18 protein-coding genes are annotated in these 17,939 nt (G+C 60.2%); 5 read left to right on the forward strand and 13 right to left on the reverse strand.

Translation table 11 applies throughout. The features are described 5' to 3' along the window. Positions 1–834 precede the first annotated feature (834 nt). From P5706_RS19995 to P5706_RS20050, 12 genes are all read right to left on the reverse strand, one after another. Positions 835–1,182: a type III secretion protein HrpV gene (locus tag P5706_RS19995; protein ID WP_285682785.1), complete on the reverse strand. Its 348-nt coding sequence runs from the start codon at positions 1,180–1,182 to the stop codon at positions 835–837. A 5-nt stretch (positions 1,183–1,187) separates the two neighbouring features. Next, positions 1,188–1,397 carry an HrpT family type III secretion system protein gene (gene hrpT / locus P5706_RS20000; RefSeq protein WP_285681170.1) on the reverse strand — a complete coding sequence of 70 codons (210 nt, stop codon included), beginning with the start codon at positions 1,395–1,397 and terminating at the stop codon, positions 1,188–1,190. Further along, positions 1,394–3,520, reverse strand: a complete 2,127-nt coding sequence (gene sctC, locus P5706_RS20005) for a type III secretion system outer membrane ring subunit SctC (protein WP_200434746.1) — start codon at positions 3,518–3,520, stop codon at positions 1,394–1,396. Before sctC ends, hrpT begins: the two co-directional genes overlap by 4 nt. Position 3,521: 1 nt before the next feature. Then, entirely contained in the window at positions 3,522–3,950 is a 429-nt protein-coding gene (locus tag P5706_RS20010) for a type III secretion protein (protein ID WP_200434745.1), read from the reverse strand. Beyond that, positions 3,937–4,161, reverse strand: coding sequence for a type III secretion protein (locus P5706_RS20015; protein WP_064455080.1), 225 nt, complete (start codon positions 4,159–4,161; stop codon positions 3,937–3,939). Before P5706_RS20015 ends, P5706_RS20010 begins: the two co-directional genes overlap by 14 nt. 101 nt (positions 4,162–4,262) lie before the next feature. Next, positions 4,263–4,838, reverse strand: coding sequence for a type III secretion system stator protein SctL (sctL, locus tag P5706_RS20020; RefSeq protein WP_285681174.1), 576 nt, complete (start codon positions 4,836–4,838; stop codon positions 4,263–4,265). Between the two features lie 13 nt (positions 4,839–4,851). Further along, positions 4,852–5,355, reverse strand: a complete 504-nt coding sequence (locus P5706_RS20025) for a type III secretion protein (RefSeq protein WP_285681176.1) — start codon at positions 5,353–5,355, stop codon at positions 4,852–4,854. After that, on the reverse strand, positions 5,352–6,155 hold the full coding sequence (sctJ, locus tag P5706_RS20030; RefSeq protein WP_285681178.1) for a type III secretion system inner membrane ring lipoprotein SctJ: 804 nt from the start codon (positions 6,153–6,155) through the stop codon (positions 5,352–5,354). Before sctJ ends, P5706_RS20025 begins: the two co-directional genes overlap by 4 nt. A gap of 7 nt (positions 6,156–6,162) precedes the next feature. Next, positions 6,163–6,519: a type III secretion system inner rod subunit SctI gene (sctI, locus tag P5706_RS20035; RefSeq protein WP_200434742.1), complete on the reverse strand. Its 357-nt coding sequence runs from the start codon at positions 6,517–6,519 to the stop codon at positions 6,163–6,165. 57 nt (positions 6,520–6,576) lie between these two features. After that, positions 6,577–7,596, reverse strand: coding sequence for a hypothetical protein (locus tag P5706_RS20040; RefSeq protein ID WP_285681180.1), 1,020 nt, complete (start codon positions 7,594–7,596; stop codon positions 6,577–6,579). Between the two features lie 59 nt (positions 7,597–7,655). Continuing rightward, on the reverse strand, positions 7,656–8,006 hold the full coding sequence (locus P5706_RS20045; RefSeq protein ID WP_200434740.1) for a type III secretion system major pilin HrpA: 351 nt from the start codon (positions 8,004–8,006) through the stop codon (positions 7,656–7,658). Between the two features lie 27 nt (positions 8,007–8,033). Then, positions 8,034–9,017: a sigma 54-interacting transcriptional regulator gene (locus P5706_RS20050; protein ID WP_200434739.1), complete on the reverse strand. Its 984-nt coding sequence runs from the start codon at positions 9,015–9,017 to the stop codon at positions 8,034–8,036. Between the two features lie 829 nt (positions 9,018–9,846). Here P5706_RS20050 and P5706_RS20055 point away from each other — a divergent pair. From P5706_RS20055 to P5706_RS20070, 4 genes are all read left to right on the forward strand, one after another. Then, the gene (locus P5706_RS20055; RefSeq protein WP_200434738.1) at positions 9,847–10,278 is read left to right on the forward strand and encodes a type III secretion system chaperone family protein; all 432 of its coding nucleotides are present in this window, start codon (positions 9,847–9,849) and stop codon (positions 10,276–10,278) included. Beyond that, positions 10,278–12,398 carry a hypothetical protein gene (locus P5706_RS20060; RefSeq protein ID WP_285681185.1) on the forward strand — a complete coding sequence of 707 codons (2,121 nt, stop codon included), beginning with the start codon at positions 10,278–10,280 and terminating at the stop codon, positions 12,396–12,398. Before P5706_RS20055 ends, P5706_RS20060 begins: the two co-directional genes overlap by 1 nt. 1,323 nt (positions 12,399–13,721) lie before the next feature. After that, positions 13,722–14,651 (forward strand): hypothetical protein, encoded by a 930-nt coding sequence (locus P5706_RS20065; RefSeq protein ID WP_285681187.1) that lies wholly within the window; start codon positions 13,722–13,724, stop codon positions 14,649–14,651. A gap of 15 nt (positions 14,652–14,666) precedes the next feature. After that, complete coding sequence (locus P5706_RS20070) at positions 14,667–16,115, forward strand: hypothetical protein (RefSeq protein ID WP_285681189.1); 1,449 nt, start codon at positions 14,667–14,669, stop codon at positions 16,113–16,115. A 46-nt stretch (positions 16,116–16,161) separates the two neighbouring features. Here the strand turns inward: P5706_RS20070 and P5706_RS20075 are convergent, their stop codons facing one another. Then, positions 16,162–16,632 (reverse strand): CesT family type III secretion system chaperone, encoded by a 471-nt coding sequence (locus P5706_RS20075; protein ID WP_200434830.1) that lies wholly within the window; start codon positions 16,630–16,632, stop codon positions 16,162–16,164. Between the two features lie 329 nt (positions 16,633–16,961). On the opposite strand from P5706_RS20075, the gene P5706_RS20080 reads away from it, so the two are divergent. Then, the gene (locus P5706_RS20080) at positions 16,962–17,936 is read left to right on the forward strand and encodes an ABC transporter substrate-binding protein (protein WP_200434829.1); all 975 of its coding nucleotides are present in this window, start codon (positions 16,962–16,964) and stop codon (positions 17,934–17,936) included. Positions 17,937–17,939: the final 3 nt, after the last annotated feature.

A 17,939-nucleotide genomic window follows, 5' to 3' on the forward strand; every position in this document is an offset into this window, starting at 1 on the left:
GGGGGGCCGCCGCGATGGGCCATCCTTGGCCCAGCGCGGCTAAACCGGCATCCCTGCCGGTTTACCCCCCAAATCACTGTCAGATTCCGGCCATCGTGTTTAACGGGGCGATTTCAGATCAAGATCAAAAGCACAGATCAAAAGACCGCTGACTTCGTCATCGAAAAGGATGTACGAGCAACAGCAACAGCAACAGCAACAGCAACAGCAGAGCCATACTCGGTTTAATGTGGGAGCTGGCTTGCCTGCGATGGCATCAACTCAGTGTGCCTGATGTACCGAGTTGTCTGCATCGCAGGCAAGCCAGCTCCCACAGAAAAGCACATGTTCAAAACTGCATGCGATCAACTGTGGGAGCGGGCTTGCTCGCGAATGCGGTGGGTCAGTCAATTCATCTGTAACTGACCCACCGCATTCGCGAGCAAGCCCGCTCCCACATTTTGACTGCGTTGCATCAGTTAGAGAGGCATTTGCTTTGCACTTGATCTGGCTCTTGCTTCAACCACTCAGGTCGGCTTTCAGGCCGCCGTGCTGTAGATCTTGATCTTGATCTGAGACGCCCCGTTAACCACGATGGCCGAACGCAGGCTTGAATCCGTGGGTAACCCGGCAGGACGCCGGGTTAGCCGCGCTGGGCCAAGGATGGCCCATCGCGGCGGCCCACGGATTCAAGCCGGAGTGAGGGCATGCCGAGCCTAAGCGAGGCACCGAGTGGTGGGGCGAGGACCTTTTGGTTACTTTTGACTGGGCCGGCATTCCGGTCCTTGCAAAAGTGACCCGCTGTAAGAGCGGAACCCTAGGCCGCCGTTACCGCAGCAACGGATATGTACACCATCAACCCACCCCCCCAACCCCCGCCAACATCAACTGATGCTCACAAATATCATCCAGCGCCCCACCCCCCTGAAACGTCAGCGGCGCCGCATGCCACACCACAAAATCCCGCTGCGAATCAAGCGACAAAAAATAATCCGGAAACAGATGCGACTGGGTAAACCGCCGCTCCAGTGCCCCACGCAATTGCTGCGGCTGCAGCGTGCGGCTGTCGATATGCAACGCAATCCCCCAGTCATGATGCTCACGACGACTCACAAAGGACACCCCGTGAGCCACCGGCCAAACCGCAGCTTGCCCAGCCGCTACCCGCTCATAGAATTCCGCTTTCTCTGACACTCGGATCATGATGCTCAATCTCTCAATGGCACGACTGTAAAGTCTTGGTTCCTTTGTGGGGTATCCAGTCCCGGCCGCATATCCTCGGGCCACCAGATCACCAGCTCGCGATCGCTCGAATCAGGCCGCTCGCAAGCAGCCCCAGCGCAACCCGCCGGGTGCATCGCACACCCGGTCAAGGTCGCGCACAGCAAGCAAAAACCGATCAACACGAAGGGCTTCATGGCTTCGCCTCCCGCAGCAATGAGACACGCGTGGTGGCCGTGGCCTTCAGTGCCTGAGGCTGACGCACCGCCACAAACACCTCACTTTCCGCACCCGGTTGCAACCAGGCATGCGGCCAGGCACTCACCCCCAGCACCCAGCGTCCGCCGCAGGTGCTTTCGTCCAGACGTACCGGTTGCGCACTGGTGTTGCGGGCAACCACCACGCCAACACTCCAGGTGGTGCGCTCGTACCACTGGGTACGTTTGCCATCGATCACAATGCCCGGCTGTTGGTCGCACAGGCTTTGCGGCACAAACAACGGCACCTTGCTCTCGCTGAAACCCGCCGGCTGCACGTTGTTGAGCAGTTGGGTAAAGGCGCGCTGCACATCGATGCGGGTTGGCTGCACGCCGTCGTGCCGGTCATCGATGCGCTTCATGGCCGCGTCTACGTCGTTGGGGTCGCCACTTTCCACGTAGCGCGCCGGGTCAACCTGGTCGCCAATCAAGCGCGGCGTGAGGATGAACAGACGTTCACGCTTGCTGGTGTGATGGCTGTTGGAGGTGAACAGCAGTTTGCCGATCCAGGGGATGTCGCCGAGCCAGGGGATCTTGCGCACTTTGTCATCGGTTTCCTGTACGTGGAAACCACCCACCACCAGTGATCCATGCTCGGCGATTACCGCCTGGGTGCTGACGTTGCCCGTGCGCACGCTGGGCTTGGTGTCATCCAGCACCGACTGCTCTATCTGCCCGTCCTCAATGTCGAGGATCAACTGCACTTCGGATTTGCCGCCATGGGATAACGAACGCGGAATCACCTGCAGGCTGGTGCCCGCCGTGATCGGCTGAATATCGGCCACCCGCTCACCCGTGGCGGTGAGGTATTCGGTACGGCTGAAATCAATCACCGCCGGCTGGTTCTCAAGCGTCAGGATCGACGGGTTCCCCACCACCGTGGCCGCGCCCTTGCCTTCCAGGGCATGGATGGCCAGGGCAAAACGCCCGGAGTTTTCCGCCGACAAGGTCGAGTTGGAGCCTGAGTCCAGCAGCGACGAGGTCACATTGGTGCCGCCGAACCACACGTTCCAGTTGCTCGACAGCTCCGCAAGGTCATCGCGGTTGATATCCAGAATCACCGCGTCGATTTCAATCAGGTTGCGCGGGATGTCCAGCTGTTTGACCAGCCGTTCATACAACGCCTTGCGCTTGGGCGAGTCGTAGATCAGCACCGCGTTGTTACGCACGTCGGCGGTCACGCGGATTTTCGATTTGCTCGAGCCGCTGCCGCCCTTGGGGTTGAGCAGGCCGGACCCCGACAACACCCGGTCCAGGCCTTGTTGCAGGTTTTCGGTGTCGACGTTGCCGAGCAACGACGCCCCGCCGCCATACGGAGTGCTGCCGTAGTTGTTGCTGGTGCCCGAGGAGCCGGTGCCCAGCGCCGTGCCCAGACCGCCACCCAACCCGGCGCCTTGCAGCAGGTTGAGGTTATTGATCGAGTCGCCACGTGAACGGCTGTCGAGCAAGTCCTGGAGGATGCTCGCCACACCGGCAACCGTCAGTGTCTCGTCGCGGTACTTGATGCTGCGGTCGGCAGCGTTGGCGTAACGCAGCGGCAGCACCACCACGTCTTGCTTTTCATCCGGCTTGTCGACGGTCTTGCTGTACTCGCGCACAAACTGCACGTAACGCGGTGGGCCGCTGACCAGCACCACACCGTCATCCGACAGCGCGCCCCAACCGAACCTTGGGTCCAGCAAGCCGACATCGCTCAACGCGGTCTTGAGATCATCCACCGCATCCGGGGAAACCTCGATGCGCGCCGAGGTCTGCTCGCTGGTATTGCTGACATACAAGGTGTCGTTGTACACGAACCACTGGAAGTGATGTTCCTGGCCCAGGCGATCCAGAAAAGCCTCGGGGCTGGCGGCACGGATACGGCCATCGACTACACCGGCAATCGGCGCCATCTCAAGGCCAATGCCGAACTCCTTGGCGAAGGCTTGCAACGTGGTGGACAGGTCGGTTTGCTGCGCATCATAGGAATACGCCACGTGCTTCCAGTTCGGCGGCACGGCCGCGAGCGCCGAGGCACTCAAGCACATCAGTAGCCACGGCAACCAGCGGTAGGCCTTTTGCATTTCACACTCCAGGGAGCCAGTTGGGGGTTACGGCACGGGACTCGGCAGGGTGCGAATCAAGCACGTTTTGGTGCATCTGGCTGAGCATCGCCCCGCGCTGGTTGGCCAGGCTTTGCAGGATGCCCAGCACAGCGTCAACCGTGCACGGCAACGCCAGCCAGTACACCAACACCAGGCATTTGCTCTCGGGGTCGATGGCCAAGCCACCGTCGCAGTGACAGGCCACACTCGCGCCGCCCAGGCTGAGGATGGCCATCAGGCGCTCCGGGGCACTGGCGTCATAAGGGTCGAGTACGTCGATGCTGCAGCGCAAACCGCCTTCCACAGGCGACAACCGGGCGTTGGCATCGTCGATCCAGCAATCAAGCGGCGCGCCGCCCGGGTGCTCGAACCATTGGCTCAGGACCGCGACAAAATCACTGAATTCCATCGATGATCGACTTGGTGATGCCGTGCTCGGCACGCAGTCCTTCGTTCATCACCGAGGTGGTGGTGGCCATCTTCTGCGCCGCGTCGGCGAAGGCCCGGAAGTCTTCAGGTGAGGCGGTGTCTTCAGCGTCCAGGGCCGCCGTGTCAGTGCTGCCCTGATTGCGGGTGAAGTTGTGCTCAAGGTGAGTTTGCAGAGACTTGAAGCTGATCATGCGGAGGGCTCCATGAATTTTGTTACAAAGTGAGTGGAACAAACCCCGACACAGGTTCCACGCTTTCTATCAATTCACAGGAGAATAAATCGCGGTTTTGATCAGCCACCCGGAGCGAGCATGCAGCGCTGCAAACTCGCCCAGTCAAGGTCGAACTCCCCGGCGTCATTACTCAAGCGCAACGCGTCGATGGGCATCGCGCCGTCTTCGCGCAATTGCCACAACGCGGCAAAGCGACTGCTGGCGACCCACGCTTGCACCTGCGCAAACACCTGTGGGTGGCAGCTCAGCGTGGCACCGGTGGCGTGGCTTTGGCCGGCAGCCAGATGCGTGATCAGGGCCTGGGCGCGTTCGCCGAGGGTACATTCGCCGAACAAGCGCTCAATGGCCTGGTTAAGCAATTGCCGAGCAGCCTGCACCACATGGTTGTGCGCCGCCTGCGCCTGGGTTTCGATACCTTGCAAAAAGGCCCCGGCGTCTTCCCAGAATTGCGCGCTGGCCTGATCGATTACCTGTTGGCGCTGCTGCTGGGCCTCAAGCAGCAGTGCCTCTGCCTGCTCGCGCGCCTGCGCCAGCAGGTCGACCGCCGCCTGGGAATCACGAAATTGTTCATGGCGCACAATGCCCACGGGGGCTGCGTGCTGGTCGCCGAGCGATAATGTTCTACGCACTAACATGCTGGGGTTCGCCTCACGTCAACACCTTCCACAATACTGCGTGCCACACGGCATCGAGTTTGCGCGCCGGCACATTCAAGGCCGGCACCAGCACCTCATCCGGTGCCCAGGCCAAACGCAGGCGCGACCAGCAGCCCTCCCCCAACCAGGCACCGAGCAAGCACCGTGCATCGAGCACCTCGGCCCCCAGCCAAAGTCCGGGGCGCAGCGCCTTGGCCAGGCCTCGGCACCATGCCCATTGCTCATCCGACACCTGTGCCTGCAACGCTGGGTTGGCAAAACAGATCGCCGCCACCAACGCCAAGGCCTCGGCTTGCTGTTGCTCAGTGAGCGACAGCCAATGCATGGCATCAACCTGCGGCGCGGGCGGTTGGGAGGGCGTGATGCCCAAGCAATTCAACAGGTCAGTGTGCCGGCTGCGCGACACCGGGGTGAACGGCACCAATTGGGGTTGCCAACCTGGGTGCATCCAGCGCCAGGTGCAGCACCACCAGTTGACCCAGTCGGCCTCGGTCACAGACGCGCCGGGTAGTTGGCGCCGGAACGGCCAGGGCGCAAGCGCCCGAGCAACCCGGCACGCCAGTCGGGTCGCAGCAGTAGCGCAAGCACCAGCAACACCACTAACCCGCCCAGCGGCGCCGCAATGACCAGCATGCTCCAGAAACCGGCGTCGTCGCTGTTGATCAGGAATGGCCCGAAATTGACCAGGGTCTGCTTGTCTTTGAATTCCACCGCCGGCACAAAAATGATCGAGAATTTTTTCGAGTTGGCCGAGTCCTGGCTCATCCCCGGAATGCTGCTGGCGACCATCTGCTGGATACGCCCGCGCACACTGTCAGGGTCGAGCACCGACGCGGCATATTTGATAAACACCGCGGCCGACGCCGGCTGCACCGGTTCGCCCGGCGCAATGCGCTCCGGCAGCACCACGTGTACCCGCGCCACAATCACCCCGTCGATTTGCGACAAGGTCGACTCAAGCTCCTGGGACAGCGCATAGATATAGCGGGCGCGCTCTTCCAGCGGGGTAGAGATCACCCCTTCCTTCTTGAAGATTTCGCCCAGACTCGCGCGGGCATGGTGAGGCAAGCCTGCGGCATCGAGCACCCGCACCGCACGGTTGATATCGGCGGCCGCCACCAGCACGGTCACGCCGAGTTTCTCCATCTGCTTGTGGGCCGTGATGTGTTCGTCGGCCAATTTGGCGATCACGTCGTTGGAGTCCTGCTCGCTCAGGCCACCGAACAGCACGGTGTCGTCGCTACAACCGGCCAGCAACAACAGGCATACAACCACCAATAAACGAGGGAATTTCACGCCGGGCCTACTGCAGGTTGGTCAGTTTATCGAGGGCCTGGGCACTCTTGTTCACCACTTTGGTGGTCATCGCCATTTGCAGGGAGTACTGCGACAGCGCCTGGCTCATTTTCACCATGTCCATCGGCTCGCTGGTGCCGGAGGCCGCTTTCATCGAGCGCATGGCCTGTTGCGACAGGTGCTGCTGGGTGCCAATGCGTTCGGAGAGCGCGCCCATCAGGCCATCGGCCAGCCCGGCAGGCTCGTGATCGCTGCGCATCGCGCTATTGAATAGATCGACATCCGCTTGGGCAGGCCCGGAAACCATCTCGTGTTCGTGATCCAGAGCGAGGCTCTTGAAGGAATTGACGCTGGAAATGGTCACGGGGGTTTCTCCGGCAAACGGTGTCGAAAGGTGCAATTAACAGTACAAGCCCTGGGATCAGGAAACGCCTGCGCTCATCACGGATAGAATGCTTTGCGCCGCCTGCGCCGCAGAAGCCTGCTGGTTCTGGTCCTGCATTTGAGGGCTTTGCGCGTCGTGGTGATGGTGGTGGCCACCCTGCTGGGCGCCTTGCATTCCGGAGGCGGCACCCAACAATTGTTCAAGCTGCTGCAGTATTTGCTGGAGCTGCTGCTGCTGCGAATTAGCCGCCGGTGCGTCAGCCGAATCTGCCGAGTCATCACTGCCCGAATCATCCGCGCTTGCTTGTGGCGTGCCGAGGCCGCCCTGCGTGGTGGTGCCGCTGTCATCCGACGCATCGTCGTCGGATGCGTCACTCTGCAGATCGTTTTGCGCGCTGCCCAAACCGCCCGCGGTGCTTTGCGGGGCTGCTGAGCCGCTGACGCTGTCGGAGCCGTCCATCTGTTGCGAAATCTGCTCAAGGGCGGCACGAAATTTCGAGGTTTCGTCTTTGTTGAGGTAGTTGTCTTCGTTGAGTTCCTTGCGCCACGAACCCGAATCCGGCGTGCCAAAGGCGGCCTTGTTCTGGTCCATGAAGTCAGCCACTTTACGCAACAGCGGCTTGTCCGCATTCGAGAAGGTCGAACCATCACCTTCAGGGGTCAGTGCCTGGTTAAGCGCCGCCTTGCCCAGCCCCTTCATGACCTGCGACATCAGGTCCTGGCCGCCACCCATGCCGGCGCTGGCCGAGGCGCCAAAATTATTGCCCAGCGTGTTTTTGATCAGGTCCGACACCGCATTTTTGACGCTGTCGGCGTTTTGCCCGATACCGAGCGCGGCGAAGGGATTGTCTTTTTTAAGCTGCTGCTCAACCATTTTCCCAAGCGGCGTATCGGTATCCAGGTGTCCGCTGGACGTTAACGCGTTGGTAATCTGGTCCACTACACCCTTGAGGGCTTGTGGAGTCTTGGAACCGGCCAGGTCCTGTAGGGTGCCATCGCGTGGAATGACGGTTCCGATATGCAGGGCCGCAGAATTGACGAAGCCAGAATTTGCCATGAGGAGATCTCGCTAAGGATCAAAATAGCCCTCCGAAGACTCGGAGGGCTCAGAAATGATTAGTAGCTGATGGCTTTGGCGAGCTGAGCGGTGCCGGAGATTTCTTTTTCCGCGGAGTCAGTCTTGGCGTTGGCGATGGCCTGCAGGGTGTTCAATTGCTGGGTCTGCATGGCTTGCTGGCCTTGGGCAATGATCAGTTGGGCGGACTGGGCGTCCTGCTGCTTCATCATCATTTCCTGAGCGCTGGCAGCCTGGCTGTTGGTCTGGTCAGTCATGCCCTGTTGCAGGTTGGCGTTGCCGTTTACAGTGCCGGCTGCTTGTGCCGCGCCCTGGAACGCATTGATACCGGCGTTGGCTGCGTGTGCTGCGGCGTTAGCAAAGCCACCTGTAGGACGGAAAGGGTTTGTCATGGTCATTACTCCCAATATTCACTCGCGTCAGTACGAGGTAATAATTTGTGGAGAATTCGTGGATACAGGTTCCACATTTTTTTCAAGAGCCGAACTTTTTCCGAATATGTCCAAGCATTTGATGCGGTGATACAGCGTCCGGCGCGGTATACCCAGCTCCACGCACGCCGCGTCGATGCTGTGGTCGTGCCGCTTGAGCGCCTCCTGGATCAGCACCCGTTCGATCACGCGCATTTGCGCCTTGAGGGTCTGGCCTTCCTGTTCGGCAGGCGTGTCCGGCCCCAGAAATGGAAACCCCAGGGCAAAGCGCTTGGCGGCCGATTTCAGCTCGCGGATATTGCCCGGCCAGGAGTGGCTGAGCAGCACCTGAATGATCGAGGGGCACAACGTCTTGTGGGCGGCCCCCAGGCCTTGGGCGGCGGCGTCTACGAACTTGGAAAAAAGCGGAATGATCTGTTCGCGGCGCTCACGCAGCGCCGGCAACTGGATGGTCAACACGTTGAGGCGAAAATAAAGGTCACGGCGAAACCGGCCCTGCTCCACTAGCTCCGACAACGAGCGCTGCGCCGAGGCGATCACGCAGATATCCAGCGCAATGGTGGTGGTCGACCCCAAGCGCTCGATGGCCCGCACCTCCAACACCCGCAGGAGCTTGGCTTGCAGGCTCAGGGGCATGCTGTCGATTTCATCCAGGTACAAGGTGCCACCTTGCGCCGCCTCGATGTAGCCTTTGCGTGAGCGATTGGCACCGGTAAAGGCGCCGTTGACCACCCCGAACAATTCACTCTCAGCCAATGATTCCGGGATAGCCGCACAGTTCATCGCCACAAAACTGCCTTTGCGCCCCGACAGCGTATGGATGCGCTCGGCAAGGGTGTCCTTACCCGTGCCTGTCTCGCCGGACAACAGCAAATCAATGCCCAGCAATGAGGTACTTTGCGCAATGACTTTAAGGTCGGGAAAATCGTTGATGCCGTCATGCTCGCCATGAAAATAATCGCGCACAGTCATATATACAACCTCCCAATCGGCTTACTCAATCCAGTCCCCGATCCATAAGGCTGCGATATAGATTCAATGTAACTGCCCCGTGACATTCCGATGGGTGACGAATGTACTTGCTACTTACGGCAATTGTTTTCGTTGCAGGTTTGACAGTAAGAAGCAAGTAAATAAACCGAACGCTTATTCTAATTTCAGGCATCGCTTTAATACTCAACCTGAATGAAAGCTGAACGAAACCTCACTCAGCGTGCCTGGCAGCAGCCATCCCTACAGAACCGACGAGTCTTGATAGGGCTCGAGAAACCGCAATTGGCTCCTCACGGCGAGTCTGCGCGCGAGGCATTACATATTTTTTATTATCTAAGCGCGCAATAAAGATTAGCCGCCATATGTTTGACAGACTAATTATCATCGACACTAAACGGTTCAAAAAATTGACTGAACAGGTTCGAACACGCCCTTTTCAATACAATACTTAAGCCGTCGACCCCTTAGATCCCGTTGTTTGTAGCGCCAGAGAATACATTTGAATCACAGCATGTCAATCGCCATAAAAAATCTTGAATGTTGAGTTTCTCTCAACACGGCTGGCAATTAACCTCCTTGCCACCGATGTATAAAAATACTTTAAGTGCCACTACGGGAAGCAACTCCAACAAACATTGAAGCTTCGCGGTTATTACCGGTAGTTGAGTTTTATTGGCACACGACATTGTTAAAAAAACCTGGAACCTGAATCGACTTATTCCCCACTCACCTTGCGGACTGCTGCGTAATTTTTACGCAGCGCCTAAAAAAGCCTCAAAGGCCGCGTGTGCGCCTGGAGAATAAAAATATGGCTAACGAACACTTTCGCCAGTGGGTAGATGAGCTCTGCCAACTGACCCAGATCCCCAGTGCGTGCTTGTTGTACGAAGCCCCCCAATTGACTGTTCGCGGCGTTGATTTTTCTTTGCGCCCGCTCGAGAACGCCGAGGCGGAAACGGTACTCATGCATGCCGACTTCGGCCCCCTGCCCGCGCGCCAGCGCGAGGCGATTTTATTGCGCCTGCTGGACACCAACTTCCACCTGATAGATGGCGTACGCCACAGCAGTTTTTCGCACAATGAACACACCGGCCACGTGATGTTCGGCAGTGCCCTGGCGCTGGAAAGCACCACGGCGGCGCAGGTTCTGCTGCTGATGGGGCATATTGCCGAGTACGCCCAAGCGTGGCGCCAACACTACTTTCTCGACGACCAGCGCACGCGCGCGAGGGCTTTTTGATGCGCACTCCCGGGATCAATCAAGGCCCCACGCCGGCCATCGTCCATAGCGAAGTGCACGAAACACCCAGCGGCGATATTAGCTTGGTGCGCCTGGCCTCCAGGCCGCCCAGCGACCTTGCGCCCGCGCCCGCCGCCGCGCCCAGTGCCACCCTCAAAAGCTACGCGCAGCGCCAGCGCCCTTCCGCGCCTTTGGCCAGGGAAGCCGCCGCGCTGGCCCAGTCCATCAAGGCCGGCGCCGGCAGCCCACTGGCAACCGCTGAAAAAATGATGGTGCTCGAAGGCAAATATTTGCTTGAACAGTCCCATGCGGCCTTCCAGACCATTGCCGAGAAGCTCTTCCCGGAAGTGGACGAACACCTGAGCCCGGTGATCAACGATGAGTTGCTCAGCCATGCGCAAACGTCCCGCCTGGAGATGCACAAGGCACTGGCCGAGCTGAGCAAAATGCCGGGTAACACCCCCGACGTTGCTGCTTACGGGCGCGTAATCAAACAGGCCGTGCAGGCCCAGACCGAATTGTTTGCCGGCAAGGTTGCGCTCTACCAGGAAGTGCTGGCGCAGCCCGAACTGTCGGCCACCGACCGTGCGCACATTGAGCGTAGCGAGCATGCTTTCGCGCGTTATGCGCAACAGGTCGCCACGCAAATCCCCGGTGCGTTGAAACAGGCCTCAGCCAAGGCTGAAGCGACGGTCAAGGCCTTGCATCACCTGCACCAACCGGCCCAGGAATGGGAGGACATCAGCCATCAGCTCAAGGCCCTGGTCCGCCAGACCAGCGCCGAAGGCGAGTTCAAGGATGCCTTGGACAACGCCCGCTTGCCCGATGTGCTGGAAGACCTGCACCAACACAATGACGGTTGGGCCGCGACCACTAAAGCGTTCGTCGCCGGTGCCGTGCCGCAAATGCTCGCCTCGGGCCTGGCCTTTGGCTTTGCCCGTGCGGTGGTGGAGTCGGCGATCCCCCACGACTTGCCCAAGCAGGTATTTGCCGCTGGCGTGACCATGGCCGCCGCCCATGAAGTGGGTACCAACCTGCTCAAGCCGATCGGGCAAGAGTTGGTCGGCCCGTGGAACCTCAAGCCGATCAAAGCCGCGGAAGTCATCCCCAATCCTAACCCACGGATCAGTATCCTGGGGCAGATCCAGCCCCTGAGCGATGCCGCCAAAACCCAGGCCAAGCAAGCCGTGGACGATTTGCGCAGCCGCCATTTGAACGCCCAGCAAGCGAATAAAAACGGCACCGGTATCGGCGAAGCCCAAGCCTTCGGCGCGTTCGGCCTGGCACAAGGTATTCGCCGTGCCATTGGCTTTGCCGCGCCGCAACTGCATGTCAACGATTACGGCCCGCGAACACTCACCTCCATGGGCGGCGGGCTGCTGATGGGTGGGGTGCAATCGAGCAGTCAATTGCGCAGCACAACGCCCGACCAGCGCGGCCGTGAACTGCCGACCCATACCTTCAAGGGCACCGATAAACCCTTGGCCCAGCGCATTGCCAAGGCCGCCAGCGATGCGGTGCTGGCCAGTGACCCGAGCAAAAGCGAGGTGCGCCAGAGCCTGCTGAGCAAGACCTTCGGTTCGCTGATCGGCCTGGGTAATGCGGCAGCGGTGAGTACCGTGGCCCGCACTCTCGGCTCCGACACCGTGGCGCAGAAATTCGGCCAGGTGGTGATGGCTGCGTTGGGGTCGCCAGCGCTGTTGATTCCCGCGTATGCCGCCTTCCAATCCGGGCCGGAAACCAAGGCACACACTGCTGCGCTCAAGGCTGCGCAGTTGCCGGGCACCGCGGCGCAGGCCAGTGCGCCGAACTTCCCGCGCACCCGCACGGCGTTGCAGAATATGCGGGCGCCGGATCGCGCCGATTTACCCCACGGTTCATTGCCTGGCACTTGGGGGCGCACCGCAGAAAATACCTACCACCGGGTGCGTGGTGGGTTGCAGATTGCGTCGCAACTGCCTACTGAAACTCTTGAGCATGCGCCACAACTGCTCAAGGCCGCACCAGGTGCTCTGGCCAGTGCCGCAGGGGTGGTGGGCAAGGCTCTGAGTGGTTCGCACAGTGTCGTCGAGGCAGACATTCCTGACCCGCAGCCACCTGGGGCATTTCCTCTGGGTTAAACATATGCGTGGTAGTGGGGCTGGGTGGTACAGAGCGAAAGCAGATCCTGAGTACGCTGTGGATCTGCTTTTCTGTGGGGGCTGGCTGCTGTGTTGAAACTGGTTTTTGTGTGGGAGCTGGCTTGCCTGCGATAGCGGTTTGTCGGTGTACATATCCGTTGCTGCGGTGATGGCTTCTATTGGTTCCGCTCTTACAGCGGGTCACTTTTGCAAGGACGCAAAAGTAACCAAAAGGTCCTCGCCCCACCACTCGGCACCTCGCTTAGGCTCGGTGTGCCCTCACTCCGGCTTGAATCCGTGGGCCGCCGCGATGGGCCATCCTTGGCCCAGCGCGGCTAACCCGGCGTCCTGCCGGGTTACCCACGGATTCAAGCCTGCGTTCGGCCAGCGTGGTTAACGGGGCGTCTCAGATCAAGATCAAGATCTACAGCACGGCGGCCTGAAAGCCGACCTGAGTGGTTGAAGCAAGAGCCAGATCAAGTGCAAAGCAAATGCCTCTCTAACTGATGCAACGCAGTCAAAATGTGGGAGCGGGCTTGCTCGCGAATGCGGTGGGTCAGTTACAGATGAATTGACTGACACACCGCATTCGCGAGCAAGCCCGCTCCCACAGTTGACCGCATGCAGTTCAGAACATGTGCTTTTCTGTGGGAGCTGGCTTGCCTGCGATGCAGGCACCTCGGTGTGTCAGGTACACCGAGTTGATGCTATCGCAGGCAAGCCAGCTCCCACATTAGACCGAGTATGGCTCTGCTGTTGCTTTGCTGTTGCTTTGCTGTTGCTTTGCTGTTGCTGTTGCTGTTGCTGTTGCTCTTACATCCTTTTCGATGACGAAGTCAGCGGTCTTTTGATCTGCGCTTTTGATCTTGATCTTGATCTGAAATCGCCCCGTTAAACACGATGGCCGCAATTCGACAGGGATTTGGGGGGTAAACCGGCAGGGATGCCGGTTTAGCCGCGCTGGGCCAAGGATGGCCCATCGCGGCGCCCCCCCAAATCACTGGCGGATTGCGGGCATGCCGAGCCTAAGCGAGGCACCGAGTGTTGGGGCGAGGACCTTTTGGTTACTTTTGCGTCCTTGCAAAAGTGACCCGCTGTAAGAGCGGAACCCTAAGCCGCCGTTACCGCAGCAACGGATATGTACACCGCCCTACCCAGCCCATGAACCCGCTGTCACAGGCAACCCCCCCCACATTTGAATGCGTTCAGCTTCCAGGATCAAGCCAGATTAACGCCGCCAGCTGTTTTCAATCACCGCAACAAGGAACCGGATGCCCCAAACCCCCACTCATTGATTTGGCCTGCGATTCCTGAGAACACCCTATGCCATTAGCCCCGCCTGGCGCCCGGTTCCGTGCAGATCCGGCGCTGTTCAACACCCCCAACTCCACCCATCGAGTACCGACAAACCAGGTATTGGTGCCCCCGACCAGCCAACACGGGGGTTATACGACGCGCGTGTCGAGCCTGGAAATGGACATGCTGCTCGCAGCCAACCGGGCCATCTCCGACACTTGGCAGGTGTTGAACAAAGGCTCGGGCAACCAGGAAAAGCACCTGCGCAGCACCGGCGGCGACGCGTTCAAACGCACGGCACTGGTCCACGAACGGCGCGACCATCTGGGCAATGACTGGGCGGGCATTGGCCGCGTCGCGGCGCGCTTCCAGGCGGGTAACTGCGCAGAGATGGCCGCTGTGTGTGCCCTGCTGGGCGCCAGCTCGCCGCTGAATCAGCCGGTGTCGGTGGTGTATTCGCCGGAACTTGACCACACCGTTGCCGAATTCGGTGACCGCCGCGCCACCAACAATACCGTGATCGCCGACCCCTGGCCCGAGTTCGGGCGGGCCATGCGCAAGGCGGATTTCTTCCTGATCGACCGTCACCCTGCGGTGTTGCAAACGCTGCAGCCCTACGATTACCAACCGCTGGAACGCAAGCGGTTGCTCTACGACAACAAAGTGTCCCAGGAACGTGTCGACTATGAGTTCGGCAAGCTCTACCCCGCTTATCCAAAGGGCGGCGAAGCGCTGGTCAACACGATCCTCAACGAACAACCGGTGTACAGCCAGGAACACTCGGCCAAGCACCTGGGCATGCAATACGAGGCTTACGACAGCCAACGCAACACTCGCCGAGCCGACCTCAACCTCACGCAATACGAGTTCAAGCAACGCCTGGTCCAGTTGGGCCTGCACCCGGTCACCGGTCAACCCACGCCCGGCAATCGTCGCCCACCCACCTCTGCGCCATGAATAAACGGAGTTAGCATGCCTATCACCCCCAACAGCTTCCCGCTAACCGGCAGCCCCGCGCTGTACAACACCGATAACCCGCACCATCGTGTCCCTATCAACCAAGTGCTCGCCGACTCCACCGACGCCATCTTCGGTCGGCACCAGGTCACCGTGCAGCGCGTCTCCAAAAGGGAAATGAAAGCACTCACGGTGGGGAACCAGGCGATCGATGACACCTGGCGGATCTTGAACAAAGGCTCGGGCAACCAGCAACGGCATATCGTGCGCACTAACGGCGACTCTTTCAAACGCACGGGCCTGGCACAGACAGAGTTCAAACAAATGGGGCGTGACGGCTGGGACCGTGCGCGCATCGCCGCGCGCTTCCAGGCAGGTAACTGCTCGGAAATGGCCTCGGTCTGCGCCGCCCTCTGCGCCACCTCGGGCCTGAACAGGCCGGTTTCAGTGCTGTACTCGACCCAGCGCGACCACGCCGTGACCGAAATAGGCGACCACCGCATGTCCGAAGGCAGCGTGATCGTCGACGCCTGGCCAGACTTTGGACGCGCCATGCGCCGGCAGGATTTCGCCCTGATCGACCAGCAGCCCATGCTGTTGAACCACTTTGAACCGCGTCAAGACCCGGGTTTACGCAACCGCTTGCTGTACGACGCGAAGGCGAGCCAGGCCGAGGTCGACCACAATTTCAGACTCATCGCCCCGAACATGCCCTCCGACGGCGACAAGTTGGTCAAGCACGCCTTGAACCAAGGTGGGGTTTACGCCCAACGCCACACCGCAAAAAACCTGGGCATGCATTACCATTACAAAAGCAGCAAGGGCGAGTCGCAATACCTGGATCTCAACCTTTCGCAGGCCCAGTTCAAAGATCGCCTGACCCAGCTGGGGCTCGATCCGAAGACCGGCAATGTTCCGAGCAAATCACTGTTTGCCCCCTTGATGCGCGCCATTGGCAGTGCCCGCGCACGCACGCCTTCCGTCAGCGCCACCGCTGCGCCCGTCATCGTGCCCTGGGAGGCTCCTGCTGTGCGCCCACGCCATGCCTCAACCGCAGCCGCAGAACGCCCACGCGCCCCGCACGAAGAACGACGCCGCGAGCCTTCGGTAGAGCCGCGCAGCCGGGCCACCGCCACCGCCGACACCCGGGCGCCGCGCGCAGAGCGTTATCGCTCGGCCTCGGTTGACCCACGCGGTCGTGCCCCAGCGCCTGCGCCCCGAGCGCCGCGGGAAAGCCGTCGCGAGCCAGAAATAGACTCACGGGGCCGACGTACCACCGAAGCCCCACGCGCCTCTCGTTCTGAGCGTCACCGCGAGCCCTCGGCGGATGTCCGCTCGCGGCCAGCCGAAAGCTCGCGCGCGCACCGCCATACCTCACGTGACCGTCACCCGATGGCCACACCTGCACGACGTGAGCGCGCCGACACGTTCATTGCCACGCTTAACCGTCGGCCTGGGGGTTAAGCGTCAGCCCGAATCGAGCATGCCCATGGGCATGCTCGCATAGGGGTCAAACCCTCGGCGCGGGGCGTTTGCCGCCACCAGGCAAATCGGCACGGGAGCCAGCGGCTGCGGGCTGCTCCTGTGGCCTGGCCAACCACGCGGCGGTCTTTTGCACCTGCTCCACATAGCGCTCAAACAAGCGCTTGATGCCATGAGCGTCGAGCATCAGGAACGGTTGGCGGGTCCACACAATGATCTTCTTCTGCTCGACAATCGCCCCGGTCAGCACCGGTGGATGCTCCAACCCCAGCAGGTTGGTCTGCAGGAGGATTGCCAGGGTTTGCGGGTCATCGAAACGCTCGGTGGAAATCGGCAACAGGCAACTGACGGTGAGATAGTCGGGGGGTGATTCACGCAGCTCCACCTTCAGGCCGTCGTCCAGGGTCATGACATAGTCGGGGCTTGCCTCAAGGCCACTGGCGTCGATTTTCATCAGTTGGAAAACCGGCTGCAGGATGTGTTTCAAACGGCTTTGCATGGGTCCAGCTCCTGGGTTGCGGCCATGGCCTGTAACGGCGTATTTCAATAGGCAGTGAGTGGTCAGAGCAGACGTTGGGTTCCCGCTTTTTACCCACTACCCGCTAACAGCACCCGTGGCCTGTGCCCTTGGAGGCAGGCCTTTCAACGCTTTCCTAATGCAATTACAGAATAATCAATCAGCACATAATCAATTATTTTAATAATTAACTTATAACCAAAAAGAACTTCACAGGCGGTTTTTATGGGCATAACGTAAACCTCTCACCGACCCCTTCTCCAGGCGGAGGTAGCCAAACCTTTATTCGATTTGCCTGGAGCCTGCGTCCCATGGTTTTTTCCACCCCCTTCAAACACCTGCTCCTGGGCAGCGCCCTGGCCCTCGGCTTGATCGGCACTGCACACGCCGCCGACCTGCAACCGCTGCGCGTGGCCAACCAGAAATCCACGATCAAGGCGCTACTGGAAGCCTCGGGCGAAACCAAGAACGTGCCCTATCAAATCCAGTGGTCGGAGTTCCCTTCCGCCTCGCCGCTGGGCGAAGCCCTGAACGCGGGCGCCGTCGATATTGGCGCCCTCGGCGATGCGCCGTATGTGTTCGCGTTGGGTGCCGGTGCCGCGCTCAAGGTGGTCAGCATCATCCACGCCGAAGGGCGCAACACCACCGCCCTCGTAGTGCCCAAGGACTCGCCGATCAAGACGGCCGCCGACCTCAAGGGCAAGAAAATCGTCACCGGGCGCGGTTCCATCGGGCACTACCTGGCGATCAGGGCTTTGGCCAGCGCGGGCCTGACGACCAAGGATGTGCAGTTCATATTTCTGCTGCCTGCCGAATCCCGGCTGGTACTCGATAACGGCACCGTCGATGCCTGGGCGACATGGGATCCCTACACCACGGTGGTCACCTCACAAAGCCACGCCCGGGTTCTGGTCAGCGGTAAGGAGTTACTGAGCAACCACCTGTATTTCGCCGCCACCAGCCAGGCCATCGCCAACAAACGCCCGCAACTGGATGACTTCGTGGCCCGCGTCGACCGCGCCTACGCCTGGGCCAATACGCACCCGGATGCCTACGCTGCCGCCCAGGCCAAGATCACCGGCCTGCCATTGGCGGTGCACCTGGAGGTGGCCAAAGACACGCAACTGAACCCCGTGGTGATTGACGACAGCGTGATCAAGGGCCTGCAAGCGACCGCCGACACCTATCAGAAGGAAGGCCTGCTGCCCAAGCGCATCGACGTATCCCAGGGTTTCGACACCAGCTTTAACGCCGAACGTTTTCCCACTTCCCAAGCATCGCGCTAAGCA

It is taken from the genome of Pseudomonas sp. ChxA (assembly GCF_030263855.1).
GTDB classification, from domain to species: Bacteria; Pseudomonadota; Gammaproteobacteria; order Pseudomonadales; family Pseudomonadaceae; genus Aquipseudomonas; species Aquipseudomonas fluorescens_CB.